This is a genomic window from Sediminibacterium sp. FW305-C-49, assembly GCF_058231085.1.
Map to the genome: position 1 here is coordinate 680,676 of NZ_JBIQXS010000002.1, position 21,018 is coordinate 701,693.

General features: G+C 41.6%; 16 protein-coding genes, 1 tRNA gene and 1 riboswitch. Of the genes, 14 read left to right on the forward strand and 3 right to left on the reverse strand.

Annotation, left to right across the window (positions count from 1 at the left end):
- Positions 1-40: 40 nt before the first annotated feature.
- The 4 genes from ACH3Z1_RS10410 to ACH3Z1_RS10425 all read left to right on the forward strand — a co-directional run bounded on the left by ACH3Z1_RS10410 (position 41) and on the right by ACH3Z1_RS10425 (position 6,037).
- Positions 41-2,638, forward strand: a complete 2,598-nt coding sequence (locus ACH3Z1_RS10410) for a PIG-L family deacetylase (RefSeq protein WP_490821869.1) — start codon at positions 41-43, stop codon at positions 2,636-2,638.
- Between the two features lie 3 nt (positions 2,639-2,641).
- Complete coding sequence (locus ACH3Z1_RS10415) at positions 2,642-2,785, forward strand: hypothetical protein (protein ID WP_490821870.1); 144 nt, start codon at positions 2,642-2,644, stop codon at positions 2,783-2,785.
- 131 nt (positions 2,786-2,916) lie between these two features.
- On the forward strand, positions 2,917-4,632 hold the full coding sequence (locus tag ACH3Z1_RS10420; RefSeq protein ID WP_490821871.1) for a sodium:solute symporter family protein: 1,716 nt from the start codon (positions 2,917-2,919) through the stop codon (positions 4,630-4,632).
- Positions 4,633-4,768: 136 nt separating this feature from the next.
- A complete protein-coding gene (locus ACH3Z1_RS10425) occupies positions 4,769-6,037 on the forward strand; it encodes an alpha-amylase family glycosyl hydrolase (protein ID WP_490821872.1) in 1,269 nt (422 codons plus the stop codon).
- A gap of 50 nt (positions 6,038-6,087) precedes the next feature.
- On the opposite strand, the gene ACH3Z1_RS10430 is transcribed toward ACH3Z1_RS10425, so the two are convergent.
- Complete coding sequence (locus tag ACH3Z1_RS10430; RefSeq protein ID WP_490821873.1) at positions 6,088-7,611, reverse strand: trypsin-like peptidase domain-containing protein; 1,524 nt, start codon at positions 7,609-7,611, stop codon at positions 6,088-6,090.
- Between the two features lie 220 nt (positions 7,612-7,831).
- Positions 7,832-8,839, reverse strand: coding sequence for an acyl-CoA reductase (locus ACH3Z1_RS10435; RefSeq protein ID WP_490821875.1), 1,008 nt, complete (start codon positions 8,837-8,839; stop codon positions 7,832-7,834).
- A 59-nt stretch (positions 8,840-8,898) separates the two neighbouring features.
- On the opposite strand from ACH3Z1_RS10435, the gene ACH3Z1_RS10440 reads away from it, so the two are divergent.
- The 4 genes from ACH3Z1_RS10440 to ACH3Z1_RS10455 all read left to right on the forward strand — a co-directional run bounded on the left by ACH3Z1_RS10440 (position 8,899) and on the right by ACH3Z1_RS10455 (position 11,778).
- On the forward strand, positions 8,899-9,246 hold the full coding sequence (locus ACH3Z1_RS10440; RefSeq protein ID WP_490821876.1) for a 4Fe-4S dicluster domain-containing protein: 348 nt from the start codon (positions 8,899-8,901) through the stop codon (positions 9,244-9,246).
- A 287-nt stretch (positions 9,247-9,533) separates the two neighbouring features.
- Complete coding sequence (locus tag ACH3Z1_RS10445) at positions 9,534-10,514, forward strand: D-alanine--D-alanine ligase (RefSeq protein WP_490821878.1); 981 nt, start codon at positions 9,534-9,536, stop codon at positions 10,512-10,514.
- Positions 10,515-10,609: 95 nt separating this feature from the next.
- On the forward strand, positions 10,610-11,452 hold the full coding sequence (locus ACH3Z1_RS10450) for a PASTA domain-containing protein (RefSeq protein ID WP_490821879.1): 843 nt from the start codon (positions 10,610-10,612) through the stop codon (positions 11,450-11,452).
- A 20-nt stretch (positions 11,453-11,472) separates the two neighbouring features.
- Positions 11,473-11,778, forward strand: coding sequence for a rhodanese-like domain-containing protein (locus tag ACH3Z1_RS10455; RefSeq protein WP_490821881.1), 306 nt, complete (start codon positions 11,473-11,475; stop codon positions 11,776-11,778).
- A gap of 88 nt (positions 11,779-11,866) precedes the next feature.
- Here the strand turns inward: ACH3Z1_RS10455 and ACH3Z1_RS10460 are convergent, their stop codons facing one another.
- The gene (locus ACH3Z1_RS10460; protein WP_490821882.1) at positions 11,867-14,245 is read right to left on the reverse strand and encodes a TonB-dependent receptor; all 2,379 of its coding nucleotides are present in this window, start codon (positions 14,243-14,245) and stop codon (positions 11,867-11,869) included.
- A gap of 59 nt (positions 14,246-14,304) precedes the next feature.
- Positions 14,305-14,408, reverse strand: a riboswitch (TPP riboswitch).
- An 81-nt stretch (positions 14,409-14,489) separates the two neighbouring features.
- On the opposite strand from ACH3Z1_RS10460, the gene ACH3Z1_RS10465 reads away from it, so the two are divergent.
- From ACH3Z1_RS10465 to lon, 6 genes are all read left to right on the forward strand, one after another.
- On the forward strand, positions 14,490-15,221 hold the full coding sequence (locus tag ACH3Z1_RS10465) for a head GIN domain-containing protein (protein WP_490821884.1): 732 nt from the start codon (positions 14,490-14,492) through the stop codon (positions 15,219-15,221).
- 55 nt (positions 15,222-15,276) lie between these two features.
- Positions 15,277-15,348: transfer RNA gene (locus ACH3Z1_RS10470), tRNA-Met, on the forward strand.
- Between the two features lie 212 nt (positions 15,349-15,560).
- Positions 15,561-16,433: a GTPase Era gene (gene era, locus ACH3Z1_RS10475; protein ID WP_490821886.1), complete on the forward strand. Its 873-nt coding sequence runs from the start codon at positions 15,561-15,563 to the stop codon at positions 16,431-16,433.
- Between the two features lie 60 nt (positions 16,434-16,493).
- Positions 16,494-17,807, forward strand: coding sequence for a ribosome biogenesis GTPase Der (gene der, locus ACH3Z1_RS10480; RefSeq protein WP_490821888.1), 1,314 nt, complete (start codon positions 16,494-16,496; stop codon positions 17,805-17,807).
- 31 nt (positions 17,808-17,838) lie between these two features.
- Positions 17,839-18,072 (forward strand): hypothetical protein, encoded by a 234-nt coding sequence (locus tag ACH3Z1_RS10485; protein ID WP_490821889.1) that lies wholly within the window; start codon positions 17,839-17,841, stop codon positions 18,070-18,072.
- A 273-nt stretch (positions 18,073-18,345) separates the two neighbouring features.
- Entirely contained in the window at positions 18,346-20,700 is a 2,355-nt protein-coding gene (gene lon, locus ACH3Z1_RS10490) for an endopeptidase La (protein ID WP_490821891.1), read from the forward strand.
- The last annotated feature ends 318 nt before the right edge of the window (positions 20,701-21,018 follow it).

The window sequence follows — 21,018 nt, forward strand, 5'->3', positions numbered from 1 at the left end:
ATGATTCAGCCTTTATCTTCGTTAGCACCATTCCTGTCGTATGAAAAAAAATTGCACTCTTTTTTTATTGTTCAACTGGTTTTTTATCGGCGTAATACAAGCGCAGATTGCTCCTGTAACAGCCAGTTCTGCCGATATATACCAGCAGTTAAAAAAACTGAATGTACTGGGTTCTGTTTTATACATCGCAGCACATCCAGACGACGAGAACAATGGTTTGCTCCCTTATCTCGCCAAAGAAAAACTTTACCGTACGGCGTACCTGAGTTTGACAAGAGGCGATGGTGGTCAGAACCTGATCGGTCCTGAGCAGGGTATTGAACTGGGTATGATCAGAACACATGAACTGATGGCGGCAAGAGCCATTGATGGTTCGGAACAATATTTTACAAGGGCATATGAATTTGGGTTTAGTAAAAGTTCAGAAGAAGCTTTGCGTGTATGGGACAGGAATCAGGTACTGGCAGATGTGGTTTGGATGATTCGTTCATTACAACCCGATATTATCATCGCCCGCTTTCCGCCCGATGCAAGAGCAGGTCATGGTCACCATGCTGCTTCCGCCATTATTGCAAATGAAGCTTATGCTGCTGCAGCAGACTCCACAAAATTTACAGAGCAGTTTAAATATGGCGTGAAGCCATGGAAGGCAAAACGTTTACTGTGGAATACTTTCAACTTTGGCCGAACAAATACGATCAGCGAAAACCAGTTGAAGGTGGAAGTGGGTGCCTATAATCCCTTACTTGGTAAAAGTTATGGTGAATTAGGCGGTGAAGCAAGAAGTATGCACAAAAGTCAGGCAGAAGGCAGACCTAGAAGAAGAGGTGAAGTGTTTGAATATTTTGTACATGTAGCCGGAGATTCTGCCAGGGCAGATATTATGGATGATGTGAATATAGGCTGGTCGAGGCTAAAGCAAGGCAAAGAAGTAACACTGGTTAACTCTGAAGGTAAAGAGAGAAAAGTGCAACTGTCTACAGAAGCTGATATTAATCAGATTCAAAACAGCATTCAGACAATTATTGATCAGTACGATTTTAAGCGACCTCAGCAATCAGTACCCGAACTTGTTAAGTTGTATAAACAAATGTATAATAAAATGCCAACTGGTGCATGGCGTTCTCAGAAGTTGAAAGAAGTGCAGGAGATTATTGAATATGCATCGGGCTTATTTATAGAAGCGTTTACGCAACAAGAGACGGCCTTAAGGGGCGATAGCATTCGGGTAAATTTCTTTGCAAATAAACGAAGTGATGTAAATGCAAGCATCAGATCAATGCGTTTCATGGGTGCAGAAGATACGGTTGTCATGCAGGCGATGGAAAAAAACAGAAATTATCAATACACACGCATACTGCTGGCAGATAAAGGACCTGAGCATACCCAACCCTATTGGCTTCGTCAAACAAAAGCAAGGGACGGTATGTTTGTGGTAGACGATCAGCAGGATATTGGCAAATCATGGAGTGATCCGGTTTTTAGTGTGGTATTTGATATCGAAATAGAAGGTGTTCGATTTCAGGTACAGAGGCCTGTGATGTATAAGTATGTGGATGCAGAACGGGGAGAATTATATCAGCCATTTATCATTGTTCCGCATGTTGAAATATATATGGGGTCAACAGTTATTTTAACGAATGTAAGAGATGAGAAGGGGATAAACAGAGCTGATTCGATGCTTCATATCTTGTATCGTTCAAATTTTTCACAACAGAACGTAACAACTACATTAAACATCAGACAGGAAGCCATAAAGCCGGTATTCAGCAGGGAACAACGGAATTTTGTAAAAGGGCAGCGGCAAATCGTAAATGTGCCTTTGGACAAAGTATATAATCCAGCAGCAGCAGCTCAGTATCTGGAAGCCACCATCAGTATAGTGCCGCCGGGTGGTCGTACCTTGAATTTCTCGGATTATTTTAAATCGATTCGGTATCATCATATCCCGAATATCAGTTACGCTTTCCGGGATCATGTGAAAATGTTGAAAGAAGAAATAAAAGTAAGAGGAAAAAAAGTTGGATTCATACCAGGCTCTGGTGATATGATGCCTGAAGCATTAAAACAAATGGGCTATGAAGTGAAAGAATTGGGTGATGCGGATATTACCGATGATAACCTGCGTGAGTTTGATGCCATTGTAACCGGTGTAAGAGCCTATAACCTTCATGAATGGCTCACCAGCAAATATGATGTGATGATGCGCTATGTGGAAAGAGGCGGTAACCTGATTGTACAGTATAACAGGAACCAGGGTGGTATATCTTCCCCGAAGATTGGCCCGTATCCGTTTCAGATATCATCTAATCGTGTTACAGAAGAAGATGCAGAAGTACGATTTGCGATACCCGATCATACAGTATTGAATTTTCCGAATAAAATCAGCAGCAATGATTTTATTGGCTGGGTACAGGAAAGAAGTACTTACCAGGCTGATCAGGCAGATGGTCGTTACCAGTCTCCATTATCTATGAATGATACAGGAGAAAAAGCCAGTACCGGAAGTTTGATTACAACAGCTTATGGAAAAGGTAACTTTGCTTATGTAAGTCTGGTCATGTTCAGACAATTACCAGCGGGTAATCCTGGTGCGTTTAAAATCTTAGCAAATCTTTTGGCCATGCCCAAACACTAATATATGAAACAGAGAAGACAGATAGGTGTGGTTACCATTATTTTGATTGGTGTTGGGGTAGGCCTGCTGATTAAAAATGTAAAGATCGGATTGTTGATAGGTCTTGCCTTGGGTTTATTTGCGGGTAGTTTAATCAGGAACAGGTAATCATAATATGTCATCATGGAACCAAAAGAAAAAATACCTTTTTTTAGGAGTTGGAAAAGCTGGTACCTGTTTGTACTGCTTTTTTTACTGGGGCTGATTGTTTTGTTTCAATGGCTTACTAAAACCTATGCATGAGTACAATAGACTGGATTGTTTTAGTGATTACCCTTGTGGGAATCATTACATATGGTTTATATAAAAGCAGAACGAGTAAAAATCTCGAAGGCTATTTTCTGAGCAACAGGAGTATGCCATGGTATCTTGTATTGTTGAGTATCATGGGAACACAGGCCAGTGCCATTACATTTTTATCGGCACCCGGACAGGCATTTACCGATGGGATGCGTTTTGTACAATACTATTTTGGTTTGCCGCTGGCAATGATTATACTTTGTATCACATTTGTGCCGCTGTTCAATAAGCTGAAATTATTTACGGCCTATGAGTTTCTGGAAAAAAGATTTGATCTGAAAACCAGAACATTTACTTCTTTTCTTTTCCTGCTCTCACGTGGTCTTTCAACGGGTATCAGTATTTATGCTCCTTCTATTATACTTTCTTCCTTGATGGGCTGGGATATTTTCTGGACAAATATTGTCATGGGGGGTATGTTGATTATTTATACTGTAACTGGTGGTGCCAAAGCAGTAGCATATACCCAACAACTTCAGTTGATGATCATTTTTGCCGGCATGTTTGTAGCAGGGTATCTTATCGTTGATTATTTGCCCGAGGGCGTGGGTTTTAGTGAAGCATTAAAAGTAAGTGGTGCATCAGGTAAACTCAATGTTATTACAACCGGTATTACAGAAAATGGGTTCGACTGGAAAGACAGATACAACCTCATCAGCGGGGTCATTGGCGGTTTTTTTCTGGCGCTCTCTTATTTTGGTACCGACCAATCACAGGTGGGTAGGTACCTTACTGCAAAAGATACAACCGAGAGCAGGTTGGGACTGCTGATGAATGGACTTGTAAAAGTGCCCATGCAATTCCTGATTCTTTTATTGGGAGCGTTATTGTTTACTTTTTATCAATTCAATCCATCACCTGTTTTTTTTAATAAGGCTGTAGAGGAAAAAGCGATGCAGACTTCTTATAAAGATGAGCTTGCCCTGATAAAAAAAAGATTTGATACATACCAGGTTCAGCAGCAGGAGTGGAGCCGGTTGTATACAGTAGAAAACAAGGAAACATATAAAGATAGTATTGCAAATGGCTCTCAAAAGTTAGCGGCTATTCAGAAAGAGTATAAAACCGTGCTGGCAAAAGCCAGTCCGGGAGCCGATACAAATGACACCAATTATATTTTTCTTCGTTTTGTGGTAGACTTCTTACCAAAGGGGTTGGTTGGTCTTTTAATTGCTATTATTTTCCTGGCAGCCTGGGGTTCTATTGCAGCAGCATTAAACTCACTGGCATCCTGTACCATGATTGATTTCCATCAAAGGCTGCGCGGCATTCAATCGGATAATACAAATGCTGAACAAAGCGCATTGGAATATAAGCAGTCAAAATATTATACACTTGCCTGGGGTGTCTTCTGTATTATCACCGCAGAGTTTGCATCGGGCATGGGGAGTTTGATTGAAGCAGTGAATGTGTTGGGCTCATTGTTTTATGGTGTGATATTGGGTATCTTCCTCGTAGCCTTCTATATGAAACAAGTAAAGGCCAATGCAGTTTTTGCAGCAGCTATTATTGGTGAACTGGTGGTAATTGCTTTCTTTTTACTCGACAGGTACAATGTAATAGGCCTTGGATTTTTATGGTTGAATGTGGTAGGTGCATTGGCGGTCGTATTATTGAGTGCCCTCTTTCAGTTGTTTCAAAGAAGGGTTGCGTAACAACGATTTCATTTGCTGAAGGGCAGTCTGGTTAAGCTGAATCAACCTTTCCGATGTGTTAAATGCTTCTGATTACTAAAGTGTTTTCAATACGTATAAATACCTGATTTTCCCTAAAAATCAGTATCATCGTAACATGAGCGATCGTTTTACAATTGTACCCTGGGCGAAGTCAGCTTCTATATATGAAGTAAACATAAGGCAATATACCCGCGAAGGGAGCTTTACTGCTTTTGCAGCGCATCTGCCACGATTAAAAGAAATGGGCATTGATATACTCTGGCTGATGCCTGTTACTCCAATCAGTGTAGCTGAAAGGCAAGGCTCATTGGGTAGTTATTACGCCTGCAGCAGTTATACAGATATCAACCCCGAATTTGGTACCAAAGCAGATTTTCATGCGTTGGTGGAACAGGCACATGCTTTGGATATGAAACTGATCATCGACTGGGTGGCTAACCATACCGGCTGCGATCATCATTGGACAAACGAACACGCTGAATGGTATGTAAAAGATGAGGATGGAAATTTCACGGAGAGAAATGGCTGGAAAGATGTGATTGATCTTGATTTCAACCAAACGCTTATGCGCCAGGCAATGATCAGCGCTATGCAATACTGGGTGAAGGAATTTGATATTGATGGATTCCGTTGCGACATGGCTCATCTCGTACCCCTTGATTTCTGGATAGAGGCGAGAACAGCCTGTGATGCCATCAAGCCATTATACTGGCTGGCAGAATGTGAAGAAGTAAATTATCACCAGGCTTTTGATACCAGTTATGCCTGGTGGTGGATGCATACAACAGAAAAATTTGTAAAAGGAGAAGCTGGTCTGCACGACGTACGTGAAGTATTGCATGCCTACACTCAATATCCTAAGAATGCAAGCAAGTTGTTTTTCACCAGTAATCATGATGAAAACAGTTGGAACGGAACAGAATATGAAAAATATGGGATCTGCGCTAAAGCCTGGGCAGTATTTACCTGTACCTGGCAGGGAATACCGTTGGTATATAGCGGACAGGAAAACCCCAATCTCAAACGACTGGCTTTTTTTGATAAGGACCTGATTGAGTGGAAAACAGAACCATCATTACACGATTTTTACCATCGGCTGCTGCTGCTGCATAAAAACAATATGGCATTATCAGATGGGGAAACTTTTATTTTGCCAACCAACTCCTCATTTGTAATGGCTTATTTACGGAAAAAAGCAGATGAACTTGTGTTGGTATTATTAAACCTTTCAGAAAAAGAAAGGATCAGCATGCATATAGCACATGAGTGGTTGAATGGTAAGTTCAAACAATTATTTTCTGATATAACCTATACATTTTCCGGAACGGAGCAGTACGAATTATTACCCGGTGATTTTTTGGTGTATGTGAAACAGCACCCATAAAAAAAGCGAATGAATTTCATTCGCTTTTTTTATGAATAGTATCTTATTGGTTATTCTCTCGATAAATTAAGTGGGTAAGTATAACTTCCTTCAAAACCAGGATAAATACCTTCAAGTCTTACAACACCACCACCTTTGAGGGAAGATAATACCTCCTGTAACTCTTCAATATTTTTTACTTCACGTCCGTTAACACCAGTAATCACAAAGCCATCCTGCATCCTGCTTTTACCTAATAAACCAGTGCCTACTTTTCTTACACGAACACCGCCTTTAATATCGTTGGCGGTGGCCAGGCTTTTATCGATGTTTTCGAGTTCACCTCCCAGTTGCTCAATGGCAGAAGCAGTTTTTACAATTTCAGTAGTACCCACTTTGTTTTTCAATGTAATATTTACAGTACTTTCCTTTCCTGAACGTTTATAACTCACGCTGATTTTATCGCCGGGTTTATACAATGCTACCTGTTCCTGCAATTCAGCCCCATTGGTAACCAGGTTGCCATTTACTTTGGTAACAAGGTCGCCTTTCTTTAAGCCTGCTGCTGCAGCAGCACCTCCTTCAGGAACACCGGTAATATATACACCTTCACCTTCTTTGATAGAAGTGCCGAGTTCTTTTTCCAATGCTAATTTCTGGTCATCAGACAAGTTTTCACTTGGATAGTTAATACCGATATATGCACGTTGAACCGTACCGAATTTCACAATATCTGTAACAATCTTTTTTACAATATTTACCGGGATGGCATAAGAATAACCTGCATAAGAACCTGTAGGAGAAGCTATGGCTGAATTAATCCCAATCAGTTCACCAGAGGTATTGATGAGTGCACCACCACTGTTGCCAGAGTTTACAGCAGCATCTGTTTGTATGAATGATTCAACAGGGCTCTGACTTTGACGACTGTTGATACCAATAGATCTTGATTTAGCACTTACAATACCTGCGGTAACTGTTGCATCAAGGTTCAAAGGATAACCAATGGCAAGTACCCACTGACCCAGTTTTACTTCATCACTGTTGCCATATACCAGGTAAGGAAGTGCTTTCCCTTCAACTTTAATAACGGCAATATCGCTGCTGGGGTCTGTACCTACCAGTGTTGCTTTGTAAGATTTCTTATTGGCCAGTGTTACATTAATTTCATCTGCACCATCTATCACGTGGTTATTGGTAATGATATAACCATCTTCGGTAATTAAAACACCACTTCCGCTTGCTCGTTGCTCAGGTATCACACGGGGACCACCAAAGAAGTCACCAAAATCATCTCCGAACAAATCAGCAAAAGGGTTGCTGCGCTGACGCTGTGTATTACTTACCTGACGGGCCTTTGTTTTTGTTTTAATATGCACTACTGCAGGTGTAGCACTGGTAGCTGCAGGCGTAAAATCGATGGTTGCACCTGCATTATTGTTTTTATCAAAAAAACCGGCATAATTAACCGGAAGCTTGCCGGCTTCCTGTACACCTGCACGCTGGTAATCGTTGTATTTACCAAAGCCCCAGACACTGAGGACAGCTGTGGTGGCACTAATGGCAACCACGGCTAAAATGTTCTTAAGATTCATATGCATGGTCTTTAAAATTTGAATGATACTTTTAAATCAAAAAATATGCCTTTCAGACAGCAAATAAACAAAGCTGTTTAATTGACAGTTTACCACTGACAGTATTTAACAAATGTTTTACGGCAATCCTCGTAGATCAGGCCGTAGTCAACCTTAAAGTTACTTGATTATCCGCATATTAGCGCCGATGCTGTCTACCTGAAAAATGACTGTTTGCGGATTATTTTGAGTCGAGCTGCTGTAAAAAAGCCATGGTATCAACCCCATCGGCATAATCTGTCAGTTTTGGCTGCTGAGCCTGACCAAATGGAATAAATCCATGTCCAACCACGCATTGTATGTCTGTATTGCCCTCCAATTGTTCAGGTAAAGCTTTTTTGTCGGTATAAAAACGATAATGAACCTGGCTTACGGGTGAGAATGGGGAACTGTTTTCTGTGAGGATGACTGTATCATTATTCATGTAATACTTGTTTCCCATGATTAACAGGGCCAGGTGATAATCGTAATTATGTTTGTATTTGTGGTAATCCATCAGGTAAGCATATTTTTTTAATGCCTCTAACAGTGGAACAAAATCATACCCTTCAGGAACATATAACTGGGTGATGTTCCGACAACCCAGACCAAAATACAATTGAATATCATCGGCAAGTAATGACAGTTCTTCGGTTGTTTCTGATCCATCGAGTACGGCAACTGAAGTTCTGTTTTTGCGGATGATGTTGGGGTATTTGCCAAAATAGTATTCGAAATACCTGCCCGAATTATTTGAACCTGTGGCTATATAAGCATCACAGCCTTTTAATTGCTCGGCAAATGAAACATGGTTCTGAACAGTAATTTCCCATTCGTACATTTTCTTCACCAGGTGTTTGATGAGCCACTCATCTTTTGAGGATGTTTTGATGACCATGGCATGCCCGCTGATAAATACCGAAAGAAAATCATGGAAACCAACAAGCGGAATATTCCCTGCCATTACAATACCCACTGTTTTGGGTTGCAGGAGTGTATCTTTTACTTCATAGCTTTTGGCCCAGTTCGTTAAAAGATCTGCCCGGAGAAACTGGTGGGCTATTTGTTGAATGGAACGGTCCAGGAACTCGGGAATAAACCATGCGTTTTCTCTATAAGCCCTCTCCTGAAGCGCCAGCCATTCCTCCTCCTTACTTAACATATATTCGCCTAAACGGGCCAGTAACTGAATTCGTTCTTGTAAAATCATTTGTCAACCGTATTTTTGGAAAGCAAATGTAGAATCACTAACTCAACAAACCCATTTATATGGCCATCAAAATAACCGAAGAATGTATCAATTGCGGCGCCTGTGAGCCCGAATGTCCCAATAATGCCATTTATGAAGGTGGCGTGGAATGGGCCATTTCGGACGGAACCACCATCAAAGGAAACTTTACCCTGATGGATGGAACTGCTGTAGATGCCGACCAGCGTTTTGAACCCATTAGTGTTGATACTTACTATATTACACCTAACAAGTGTACCGAATGTCAGGGTTTTCATGAAGAACCACAATGTGCAGCGGTTTGTCCGGTAGACTGTTGCGTACCCGATGAAATGTACCAGGAAACAGTAGAAGAACTGTTGGCGAAGAAAGAGAAAATGCACATTTAATGCACAGGTAGTTGTGCTAAACTTTTCCCTGAAAAGCTTGCAGCTGCCGGAAAAACGTTTTAGTTTAGTACTACAATCATTGTTGTATCTGAACATACGACAACTAGTAACGGCGGGTGATATTTCCCGTCAACGTGAGGTGAAGAGACGGGTAGTTTCTTCACCTTTTTTATGGCAGATATCAGATGTCAGATGGCAGATGTCTGATTTATTTTTATAACAGACATCTGCCATCTGACATCCAACAATTGCTCTCCCTATCTTTGTTGAAAACCTGCAAAATCATCATGAAGAAAAAACTGGCATTGGTTACGGGTGGATTAAGTGGAGAAGCCCAGATTAGTTATAAAAGTGCTGTTACAGTTGGTAATCATCTCGACAGAGATTTATTCGATGTATATAAAATCGATATTAACGCTGCCGGCTGGTGGTATGAGGCAGCTAATGGAGAAAAATCGAAAGTGAATCGGGACGATTTCTCTATCAACGATAATGGAAATATCATTCATTTTGATGTAGTCTTATTATGTATTCACGGAACACCGGGTGAAGACGGTAAACTGCAGGGCTATTTTGATATGCTGGGTTTACCCTACACAAGTTGTGATGCTGCTACTTCTGCATTAACCATGAACAAACGTTATACGGTGGCCGTTGTTTCTTTTAGTGGAATCAATGTTGCTAAATCGCTGCACCTGTTTAAACATACACCTGTTACACCTGCGCATATACTTCAGCAATTACGGTTGCCGGTATTTGTAAAACCCAATAGTGGTGGAAGCAGTATTGGAATGAGTAAGGTAAACACCGAGGAAGAACTTCCAATGGCTTTGGAAAAAGGTTTTAAAGAAGATAGCCAGTTACTGGTAGAAGAATTTATCAGCGGCCGCGAGTTTACCATTGGTGTTTTTAAATCTGACGGAAATATCCAGGTATTACCCATCACAGAAATTGAAACAAAGAATGAGTTCTTTGATTTTGAAGCCAAATACCAGGGCAAAAGTGTTGAAACCACACCTGCTCAGATAGATGATCACATGAAGGACCAACTCGAAGCAGCAGCCAAACGTGTGTATGAAGTATTGAATTGCCGGGGTGTGGTACGGATTGATTTTATTTATGATAGTACCCTGCAGCAGCCTTATATGCTCGAGGTAAATACCGTGCCAGGTCAGAGTGACGCCAGCGTAATTCCACAGCAGGTGAGGGCAAAAGGATGGTCGCTGAAAGATTTTTATACGGCAGTGGTGAAAGAAGCGCTTCGTTAAAATTTGAAAAAATAAGGGCCAAAGAACAGGTACACAAAGGGAATACTTTAACTTGTTTAATATTCTGCAGATAAATTTTAGGTTTGCACCGAAGCATGAAACAGTTCATACAGAAAATAACCGAAAAACCCCTTTGGGTGAATATGCTCGCCGGATTAGGTATTATACTGATCCTGATCATTTTATTCTTCTCTTTATTGGGGTGGATTACTGGTTATGGTAATACCGCCAAAGTGCCATCTGTAACCGGACAGGAAATAACAGCAGCTACCCAGATGTTGGAACAGGCAGGGTTTGAAGTAGCCATACAGGATTCTGTGTATGTAGATAGTATTCCTAAACTGGCAGTGGTGCGTCAGACACCAGAGGCCGATGCAACCGTTAAATCGGGCAGAACCATTTACCTGACCGTTAACCGTATGGTGCCACCACAGGTAGAAATGCCCAGCCTGATCGGATATTCAGTGAAGAGTGCAGAACTATACTTGCAGAGTCTTCAGTTAAAAATGGGAACCATTACCTACAAGCCCGATATTGCCAGAAACTCTGTATTGGAACAACTCTATAATGGAGTAGCTATAAAAGAAGGTGATAAAGTGCCACTGGGAGCCACCATTAATTTTGTCCTAGGAAGTGGATTAGGTGGGAACGAGATGGATGTTCCCAATTTGATTGGTATGACCCTGCTGGAAGCCCGGTCATATTTATCGAGCATGAGTATCAATGTAGGCGCAATAGTGGCAGTAGGTTCTATTCGCGATTCTGCTACAGCATTTGTAGTTAGACAATCACCGGAATATTTATCTGACATGATAGATGATGCCGGTAACCGCACACCCAATAAAATTCGCCAGGGACAATTGATGGATATTTATATCAGCAATGTTGCTCCAATCCGCGATACAGGAAGAATTATTCCTCCTCCCAACCAAAACTAACCAATAGTATCTCTTTTATTATGCAAACAATTACTGTAGAAGAACTCAAGGCAAAACTGGATAATGGTGAAACGCTTCACCTTGTTGATGTAAGAGAACCACATGAACATGCCGAATTTAATATTGGTGGAATTCTGCTGCCATTAGGCAAAGTTCAAACCATGCAAGTAGATGATATTGAAGACCTGAAAGACGAAACCGTTTATGTATACTGTCGCAGTGGAAACAGAAGCGGACAGGCCTGTCTCATCCTCGGAACCATGGGCTACCAACATGTTGTTAATGTAACAGGTGGTATGCTGGCGTGGCAGGAGAAGAATAAATAAGAAACAGAGGAATAAGGAACAGAGAAATAAGAAAGGAGAATTGCCCTCACTTTCTTATTTCTCTGTTCCTTATTTCTTATTCCTCTGTTTAGAACTTCAGATTCACTGCAACCATAAAATTCCTTCCTGCCATCGGGTAGTAGCCATTATCGGTATAAAATACCCCGCCACTTGTATAGCTATAGCTGTAACCATTGGGTTCATAAAGTTTGTTAAACAGGTTATTGATCTGTCCGATAATTTGTACCTGTTTGAATACTTTATGACTAAAGCTATAAGATACACGAAGGTCCTGTGTGGCAAATGCCTTCAGTTCACTTCTTTTTAACTGGCTGTTATCCATATACTGTTTGCCAACATATTTACCAATTAAACCAAGTTCGAATTGTTTTGTGGGATAGAACATGATTTGTGATCCGCCAATGGTTGCAGGTGAAAAAGAAATATCGGTATTCTTTCTTTGTACGGCATCCTGGTTGCCCGAGTCGTAATTGTCTGTGTATTCGGTGAAGGACTTGATTTTGTTTTTACTCAGGGTAAGATTTCCTCCCACAGATAACCATTCAGCAGGTCTCCACCCCGCCTGTAACTCTATACCCAGGCGATAACTTTTCGGAACATTGAAACGGGTATAAGCCCCTACATCATTAATCTGACCGGTTAAAACCAACTGGTTTACATAATTCATATAGTAGAGGTTCGCGGCAAAATGGTAGTTGCTTTTTTTGTATTCAATACCCAACTCAAGGTCCTGTAATTTTTCTGACCTGGGTTGATTGCTAACGCCCGCTTCAAAATCATCCCTGTTAGGTTCTTTCTGACCAATGGCATAACTAATAAAAGCCTGCCAGTTATTTTTTCTGTAAGTGAAACCAATTTTCGGGTTAAAGAAATTAAAATCCCTGTTTACCACTAAAGACGGGTTGTTCTGAAACCCTCTCATGTCATGTGATACGTTCCGATACTGTATATCAATAAAACCAAAAAAGTGATCGGTAAAACGTTGTTGCCATTTGGCAAATAGATTGGCGTCTTTTTTTAGTGCCGGATTATCGTAATAACGGTAACCCGCCACTGCTGTGCCTGTCTGTAACCATGGTAATGTACCATAATGATCACCTACATACGTGCTCCATCCACCACCGAGTGTAAATTCATTTCCTTTTTTACGGTATTGCAAAGAAATATTCTGCCCATAGAAATAATTATTCAGCCAGCGCTGGCGAACAAGATCAGTGCGTGTAACCGGAGTGCCATTTACAATCGGGTCGGGTAATCCATAGTTTGAAAAACGCTGGTTGGCTTTGTATTCTTCATAATAACCGTAACCTCTGGTTAAAAAAGCAGCAGTTTGCAAAGACCAGGTACTGCTAAATGCATGGTTGAAAAATAACTGGTAATGAGTTTGTGTATAATTATCTGTTTGATCATCATAAGGTGTCCCTGGTTTTTCAGTTCCTGCCGGGTTATTGGTACGATCGGTTGTTAACAACGACTGCGAAACACCATACCAGGCCTGGTAAGTTTTTTCTTTGCCACTGAACACATTGAAACGAAGTGATGATTGCCGGCTGAGCCATGCTCCGCTGATATAAAATGATTTCAGATCACTGCTGGCACGGTCAATATAGCCATCACTCTGTATAGTACTGACACGCGCATCAAGTGTAAAATGTTTACCCAGTAAACCTGTACCAGCTTTCAGGGTATGTTTCCGCGTATTAAAAGAGCCAAAACTGTTGTTGAATTCAGTATAGGCTTTTTCATTGAACTCATTGGTCGATAAATTGATGGTAGCGCCAAATGCTGCGGCACCATTGGAAGAAGTTCCCACTCCACGTTGCACCTGAATACTGTTTACAGATGAAGAAAAATCAGGGAGGTTCACAAAAAATGTTCCCAGACTTTCCGCATCATTGTAGGGTATGCCATTCAGTGTCACATTGATACGTGTTGCATCGGTACCACGGATACGGATACCGGTGTATCCTATACCATTGCCGGCATCGGAGTTAATAACAACAGAAGGGGTCTGGTTTAACAGGAAAGGAATATCCTGACCAAGATTGTTTTTCACAATTTCTTCCTTTCCAAGATTGGTTTTGGCAAAAGGAGCTTTATCTGCAGCACGGATTGATCTTACTTCCAGCGGCTGCAAAAACAAACTGCCGGGTTCGAGTTCAATACTCATTTCATTGTTCTGTGAAACAGCAGAAAGATCGATTTCTTTGTTACGATACCCCAGGCTTTTTACCCATAAAACGGATTTCACCGATCCGGCCCAGGTGAGTGAGAAACGGCCGTTTCCATCGGTAGTGGTTTGAAAATTGTTGACCGATACCAATGCACCGGCTACAGGTTGTTGATTGGTTCTGTCGGTTACGGTACCGCGAACCAGGTTTTTGTTTTGCCCAGATACGAGCAGGATGAGGAATGTCAGCGACATTGTTCCCAAAAACTTTTTCATTTTAATGGTTTAAAAGTTTACAAATGGGAACAGGGAACAGCTAATAGGAGAGAGGTACGACCAAAAATGTACGCCTTCCCTTCGCAGGAATTACCCTGTTCAGGTTCAACGGGTATTATCTCAGCCCTCCCGCCATTGGCGGGGAGCACCCCGAGGAATGATCTGGTGTAAAAGTACTGAATGTGGATATTATCCCCAACTGTAACTTTAAACGATGATACCCGTTACACACAAAACCCCCGTTATGAAGCGCATACTTATACTTTTAATGGTATTCACTGCAACAGTACCTGTAATGGCTCAGGTAGAAAAGAACCTGGTACACGATGGTAATGCCGAAGTGCGAAATCTCAAGGGATACACAGCTATCGATGTGTCGAGTGCCATAGATCTTTACCTGTCGCAGGGTACAGAAGATGCAGTGGCTGTAAGTGCCAGTTCCGATGAAATAATTACCAGGATACGCACCGAAATGCGTGGTAATACCCTTCGTATTTATTTTGATGGTAAGGGGCTGAACTGGAAAAAATGGGGTAACCATAAGATGAAAGCCTATGTTACTTTCAAACAACTCAACAGTATTGAAGCCAGCGGTGCCTGTAATGTAAAAGTAACCGGCAAGATCAGACAGGAGCAATTGAAGATTGAAATGTCTGGGGCAAGCGATTTCAAAGGCGATGTAGAAGTAGCTGACCTTAAACTGGAAGCCAGCGGTGCATCACGTATTACCGTAAACGGCTCAGTGAAAATGCTGGGCGTGAATGCCAATGGAGCAAGTGATATCCGTGGATACGACATCAGTGCCGAACAGTGTAAAGTAGATGCTTCAGGCGCATCGGTGGTAAGGGTAACCGTGAACAAAGAATTGAATGCAACTGCCAGTGGGGCCAGTGCTATTTACTATAAAGGTCAAGGATTGATCAGAGATATCAATACCAGCGGAGGTGCTACTGTGAAGCGTAAATCCGATGATTAATTAAATAATATTTGGAAGAGAAGTTCCCCGCCCCTACCTTTGCACCCCATTACATCGCGAGGTAGAGCAGCGGTAGCTCGTCGGGCTCATAACCCGAAGGTCGGAGGTTCGATCCCTTCCCTCGCAACAGAAAAATCGAAAGGCCTCAGATTGGAGGCCTTTTGTATTAAAAAGGTATAATTTTGAGTCAGAATGACTCGTAATTCGGCTAGGGGCTTCTCTGGATACTGAATAATAAAAGATGCGGGTTTTATAAGGATCATTTTCACATCTTGTTGTTTCGTTCTCATCTGAGTTTCCTCTTTCCGTCTTCCGGACATTCCGACTTCCCAACTTATTATGAAATCAGGATTTGTCAACATATTTGGTCGCCCCAATGCCGGTAAAAGCACTTTACTTAATGCATTGGTGGGAGAGAAAATGGCAATTGTATCGCCCAGGGTCCAGACCACCCGCCACCGGATCAAAGCATTTTTGAACAAACCGGGAGCATACCAGATCATTTTTTCCGATACACCGGGTATCATCGATCCAAAGTACAAGCTTCATGAGCGAATGATGTCCTCGGTAAAAAGTGCCATGGAAGATGCCGACCTCGCCCTGCTGATGGTGGAAGCCAATGACGATTTCCAGGAATGTGACAAAATATTCAGCAGACTCCGGTTAAAAGTACCTGCCATAGTTGTACTCAATAAAATCGATACAGCCGCCAATGGCAAGATTGCAGAAGCGGAAGCTTTTTTTGCAGGTAAAACCTACTGCAGGCAATTGGTCAAAATTTCAGCCCTTCAGAAAGTTCATCTGCAAAAATTGCTGGATGCGGTCCTTTCATTTTTACCCGAAGCAGCTCCTTTTTATAGTGAGGATGACCTGAGCGATCTGCCTACCAAGTTTTTTGTAGGGGAGATGGTGCGGGAGAAAATTTACCAGTTGTTTGGAGATGAGATACCCTATCATACTGCTGTGATGGTGAATGAGTTTAAAGAGAAAGAGCAGTTGGTAAAGATCCAGGCCGATATCATCGTTCAAAGGGAAAGCCAGAAAGCCATCATTATTGGTGAAAAAGGTAAGATGATCAGGGAAGTGGGTACGCTGGCAAGGGCAGATATCGAAGCATTTATTGGTCAGAAAGTGTTCCTCGAACTCTTTGTGAAAGTAAGACCTAAATGGAGGGATAATGAAATGCAGTTAAATGAATATGGATATCAATAATTTGATAATCATTTATTTAGAATAATTACTTAATTATTTAGTGTAGTAAAAAATACAATTATGGGTTATACAGTTGCAATTGTGGGACGACCTAATGTGGGGAAGAGCACTTTTTTTAATCGCTTGCTAGAAACAAGGAAAGCCATTGTGGATGATATCAGCGGGGTTACCCGCGACAGGCAGTATGGTATGGCTGATTGGAATGGTAAAGTATTCAACCTGATCGATACAGGAGGATTTGTACCGAATACAGAAGATATCTTTGAAAAGGAGATCAGAAAACAGGTAAAGATTGCCATCGATGAGGCGAATGCTATCGTGTTTATGGTAGATGTAGCCACGGGTATAACTGACCTGGATGAAGCGATGGCCGATATGCTGCGTCGCACCACCAAACCTGTATATGTGGTTGTCAATAAGGTGGACAATGGTACCCGCGAGCTGGAAGCAACTGAATTTTATAGTTTAGGTTTCGCTCATAACTTCTTCATTAGCAGTATTTCAGGTAGTGGAACTGGAGAGGTGATGGATGCGATAGCAGCCGGTATTTCCCCCGAGGATTCTGAAGACACAACCAAGGATGATGGTTTACCCAAGTTTGCCATCATCGGCCAGCCAAACGTTGGAAAATCATCTTTGCTGAATGCATTGATCGGCGAAGAGCGGACCATCGTGAGCGATATAGCAGGTACAACCCGCGATACGATTCATACCCATTATAAGCTCTTTCAAAAAGAGTTTATGCTGATCGATACAGCAGGAATCCGTAAAAAGAGTAAAGAGAAAGATGATCTGGAGTTTTATTCCATCATCAGGGCCATTAAAGCCATGGATGAGGCTGATGTATGCCTGCTGGTACTCGATGCCGATAAAGGAATCACTGCCCAGGATGTAACCATTTTTAGTTTGGCTACCCGCAAGGGGAAAGGTATAGTGGTATTGGTAAATAAGTGGGATCTTGTTGAAAAAGAGACAAATACAGCACGTGATTATGAAAAAACTTTAAAGAAGAGGATCGCCCCATTTACTGATGTGCCTGTTTTATTTATTTCTGTAAAAGATAAAACCAGGATTTTCAAAGCTATCGAAATAGCGCTGGAAGTGTATGAGAACAAGAAGCGAAAAATACCAACATCTCAGTTGAACGATATCATGCTGAAAGCAGTTCAGGCATACCATGCACCTGTAGTAAGGGGAAATACGGTAAAAATTAAATATGTGACACAATTGCCTACAGTGGTACCATCTTTTGCGTTTTTTACCAATTATCCCGATGATATTAAACAGCCATACCGTAATTATCTGGAAAATCAACTGCGAACAAGCTTCAATTTCAAGGGAGTGCCGATTCGGATATTTTTCAGGAAGAAGTAAAAAAAGCTGTTAAAAGTTTGCAAAAGACAATTTGACCATTATCTTTGCGCCCAAACAAAAAATTTTAAAAACAAGTACAATGAAAAAAGTATTCGCAATTTTAGCTGTTGCAGGTTTCTTCGCTGCATGTAACTCTGGTGAAACAACTGAAACTCCAGCTGCTGACACAACTGCAACTGTAGCTCCTGCTGCTGCTGACACAACTGCTGCTGCTGACACTACAGCAAAAGCTGCTGACACAACTGCTGCTCCAGCTGCTCACTAGTAGTATTTGTTTTTAGACAATATTACTTCTTGCAAGAAGCTTTTCCCGATCGCATCGGGATTAAAAGGTCTCCCGCCTCTGGCGGGAGATTTTTTTTGCGACAGTTTGTACCGATCTTCCCTTTTTTAGACGCATGGCATCAATATTGACTTATTTTTGCCGACTTACCTCATCGGTAATGGATTGACTATTCATGTCAATCTGGCTTAAGATTGAAAACACAATATGTTGAACGAGAAACTTTTTTTTAGGTCCGAAGACGATACAGACTTTATGCCCATTATACCCATCAATGAAAATGATGGTGATTTTGACAAGGATACAGTCATTCCAGATACACTTCCCATATTGCCACTGCGTAACACGGTACTTTTTCCGGGTGTGGTATTGCCTATCACAGTAGGAAGAGATAAAAGTATCAAAGCGGTAAACGAGGCTTATAAAAGCGATAAACTGATCGGTGTACTGGCACAGAAAGATGTGAATGTTGAAGATCCAGAGCCTAAAGACCTCTGTGCCATTGGTACCATCGCCAAGATCGTCAAACTCATCAAAATGCCGGATGGGGGTACTACCATCATCATACAGGGTAAGAAAAGATTTGAACTGCTGAATATGGTTTCAGAAGACCCTTATTTCAGGGCTTCCATACGTATGCTGGCAGATGATGAAGTGCCTGTACAGGAAGACTTTAATGCTATTGTAAGCAGTATCAAGGATCTGGCAACCCAAATCATACAGTTGTCGCCCAACCTGCCTACCGAGGCATCCATTATCCTCAAAAACATTGAGAACCCGTCCTTCCTCATCAATTTTGTGAGTAGCAACCTCAACAGCGATCTGTCTGAAAAACAGGGACTGCTCGAAATACATGATATCCATCAGCGAGCCGAAAAACTCATCCACATACTTCAGCGTGAACTTCAGTTTGCAGAACTCAAGGATAAAGTGACCAATAAAACCCGCACTGAAATAGACAAGCAACAGCGTGATTATTTTCTTCAGCAGCAACTGAAAAGCATCAAGGAGGAACTTGGCGGCGACACCAATGAGCGTGAGATAGCAGAGATGAAGAAAAAAGCCGAAGGGAAAAAATGGCCAGATACAGCCAAAAACCTTTTCAAATCGGGTATTGAGAAACTGGAAAGAATGCACCCCAGTACACCTGATTACTCAGTCGTGTACAATCACCTCGACCTGATGCTCGACCTCCCATGGGATGAACATACAAATGATAATTATGACCTCAAAAATGCCAAAAAGGTATTAGATATTGACCATTATGGCATGTCGAAGATCAAGAGCAGGATCCTCGAATACCTGGCTGTATTAAAGCTGAAGGGTGATATGAAAAGCCCGATTCTTTGTTTCCTTGGACCTCCCGGTATTGGTAAGACATCTTTGGGTCGCTCCATCGCCCATGCTATCGGACGTAAATATGTTCGTTTGAGTCTGGGTGGAATGCATGATGAAAGCGAAATACGTGGTCATCGCAAAACCTATATCGGTGCCATGCCCGGACGTATTCTACAGAATATCCGAAAATGCAAGTCATCGAACCCGGTGATGATACTGGATGAAATTGATAAGATTGGCAACGATTTCCGTGGTGATCCATCATCAGCCTTACTGGAAGTACTCGATCCGGAACAGAATAACAGTTTCTATGATAATTACCTGGAACTGGAATACGACCTCAGCAAGGTATTGTTTATTGCCACAGCCAATAATATCCAGAACATACAACCTGCCTTACGCGATCGACTCGAGATCATTGATTTGAGCGGGTATGCGGTAGAAGAAAAAGTAGAGATAGCCAAACGACATCTGCTCCCCAAACAAAAAGAAGCACATGGTCTGGGAAAAGTGAATGTGAAGATGAATGATAAAGTGATTGAAAAGATCATTGAAAACTATACAAGGGAAAGCGGTGTTCGGGAACTTGACAGACAACTGGCATCCATTATGCGGTACCAGGCAAAAGAGCTGGCTATTAAAAACAAACTCAAAACAACTTTAACGGCTGTAGATATAGAGAAAATACTCGGACACGCCAGATACAGCAACGAAATTTATAAAACAGCCAATATGCCCGGAGTGGCGGTTGGTCTGGCCTGGACTTATGTGGGTGGCGATATACTGTTTATTGAAACCATTCTCGGAGAAGGTAAAGGCGATCTTAAGCTGACCGGTAATCTGGGTAATGTAATGAAGGAAAGTGCCAGTACAGCACTCAGCTATCTGCAGGCCAATGCCCGAAAATATGGGATAGATCCGGATGAGTTTGGAAAGAAGTCCATTCACATACATGTACCGGAGGGTGCCGTACCGAAAGACGGTCCAAGCGCTGGTATTACCATGCTAACCTCTCTTGCATCTGCATTTACAGGCAGAAAAGTGAAACCTTATCTGGCCATGACAGGTGAAATCACCCTACGTGGGCAGGTATTGCCCGTAGGAGGTATCAAAGAAAAAGTGCTGGCAGCCAAAAGAGCAGGGTTAAAAGAAATCATTCTCTGTTCGCAAAACGAGAAAGATGTGAAGGAAATAGAAGGAGATTTTATCCGCGGTGTTCAGTTCCATTATGTAAAAACCATGCAACAGGTAGTAGATATTGCACTGGTATAACATTAAAATTTATGCGATGGCTAAACTATTGGCCGTTGTACTTGTTATTTAAACATCAACATTTTCTTCATGTTGGTTGTTTTAAGGGTTAAAATCCCCCATCTCCATGGGGGATTCTTTTTTTTATATAACTTAATCTAGCTCCCTTTCTCTTAATAGCCTTTCACAAATAGTAAACTTCACTATTGCTTAATTATAGTTAACAAAGAGAAAGGGAGAAGAGGGGATTTCGATGAGTATAAACATCTAATAAAATTGCCTCTTCCTCATCTTTCTTCCCTCAGTTACATTAGTTTTGACTGTATTGAAATGCAGATT

Coding starts and splice junctions, on each gene's coding strand:
- ACH3Z1_RS10410 (WP_490821869.1), top strand. CDS start 41: ATGAAAAAAAATTGCACTCTTTTTTTATTGTTCAACTGGTTTTTTATC.
- ACH3Z1_RS10415 (WP_490821870.1), top strand. CDS start 2,642: ATGAAACAGAGAAGACAGATAGGTGTGGTTACCATTATTTTGATTGGT.
- ACH3Z1_RS10420 (WP_490821871.1), top strand. CDS start 2,917: ATGAGTACAATAGACTGGATTGTTTTAGTGATTACCCTTGTGGGAATC.
- ACH3Z1_RS10425 (WP_490821872.1), top strand. CDS start 4,769: ATGAGCGATCGTTTTACAATTGTACCCTGGGCGAAGTCAGCTTCTATA.
- ACH3Z1_RS10430 (WP_490821873.1), bottom strand. CDS start 7,611: ATGAATCTTAAGAACATTTTAGCCGTGGTTGCCATTAGTGCCACCACA.
- ACH3Z1_RS10435 (WP_490821875.1), bottom strand. CDS start 8,839: ATGATTTTACAAGAACGAATTCAGTTACTGGCCCGTTTAGGCGAATAT.
- ACH3Z1_RS10440 (WP_490821876.1), top strand. CDS start 8,899: ATGGCCATCAAAATAACCGAAGAATGTATCAATTGCGGCGCCTGTGAG.
- ACH3Z1_RS10445 (WP_490821878.1), top strand. CDS start 9,534: ATGAAGAAAAAACTGGCATTGGTTACGGGTGGATTAAGTGGAGAAGCC.
- ACH3Z1_RS10450 (WP_490821879.1), top strand. CDS start 10,610: ATGAAACAGTTCATACAGAAAATAACCGAAAAACCCCTTTGGGTGAAT.
- ACH3Z1_RS10455 (WP_490821881.1), top strand. CDS start 11,473: ATGCAAACAATTACTGTAGAAGAACTCAAGGCAAAACTGGATAATGGT.
- ACH3Z1_RS10460 (WP_490821882.1), bottom strand. CDS start 14,245: ATGAAAAAGTTTTTGGGAACAATGTCGCTGACATTCCTCATCCTGCTC.
- ACH3Z1_RS10465 (WP_490821884.1), top strand. CDS start 14,490: ATGAAGCGCATACTTATACTTTTAATGGTATTCACTGCAACAGTACCT.
- era (WP_490821886.1), top strand. CDS start 15,561: ATGAAATCAGGATTTGTCAACATATTTGGTCGCCCCAATGCCGGTAAA.
- der (WP_490821888.1), top strand. CDS start 16,494: ATGGGTTATACAGTTGCAATTGTGGGACGACCTAATGTGGGGAAGAGC.
- lon (WP_490821891.1), top strand. CDS start 18,346: ATGCCCATTATACCCATCAATGAAAATGATGGTGATTTTGACAAGGAT.